The 769-nt window shown below is 33.9% G+C and carries 1 protein-coding gene; it reads right to left on the bottom strand.

Features of this window, described 5'->3' with window-relative positions; all coding sequences use genetic code 11:
• Positions 1–138: 138 nt before the first annotated feature.
• Entirely contained in the window at positions 139–696 is a 558-nt protein-coding gene (locus H6A12_RS13035; protein ID WP_204448432.1) for a hypothetical protein, read from the bottom strand.
• Positions 697–769 lie beyond the last annotated feature (73 nt).

Here is a 769-nt window from a genome sequence, read left to right as displayed (position 1 = left end):
TTGGGGCACCCTCCGTAAGGAAGGTGCCCCAACTGCTTTGTATTTAACTTCTTTTCAGATTGTGGTATCTCAATCCGATGCTCGCTATACCTATAGACATGCTATCACAAATTATACAATACCGACAATCATCATAAATTAGCCTTTATCTGCTCCCCAAATTGTAGGAAAATGCTTTTGTACGAAAATACTCATAGCGTGTTGAGGTAAATTTTTCAAATCATTCTTTTCTATGTCCTTTCTCAATTCATCTAAAACAAAATTCATCTCTTTATCGGAAATTTCACTTTTTTGCTTTATACTAAACAATCCTTTTTCTTCTTGCTCCTTATAGAATATATATAAATCAGAAATCTTTGTTACTCTATCAATCTTTACTGATTGAGTAGTGGCGTAAACACAATTTATCTTAGTAGGTGTATCTGTTTCTTTTAAATCATCACACTCATACAAGTATCCCGTCTTGCCTTTATATAAATCATAAAAAGCGTTTTCATAGTATTCTGAATAAACTACATTACCATTTTTATCAAATCCATAAGGATAAAAACTAAAAGGCTTTGGTACAGGCTTTACAGCATATAAAAGAGCGATTAAGGAATTAGTCGCAAAATAAATATATGGCTTACCGTGTTCTGATAAAAAAGGCTTCAGTTCTTTCAGTCCTTTGACGGAACTACCGTGATAAAAAATCACAACTTACCCACTCCTTTACACAAAGGGAGGCAACTTCCATACGAAGCGCCTCCCTTTGAAGCGTTCTTTTTTT

This window comes from Merdimmobilis hominis, from assembly GCF_016901855.1.
Classification (GTDB): Bacteria; Bacillota; Clostridia; order Oscillospirales; family Ruminococcaceae; genus Paludihabitans.
The sequence above is the reverse complement of the archived record's forward strand: the minus strand, read 5'-3'. Positions and strand labels throughout refer to the sequence as shown.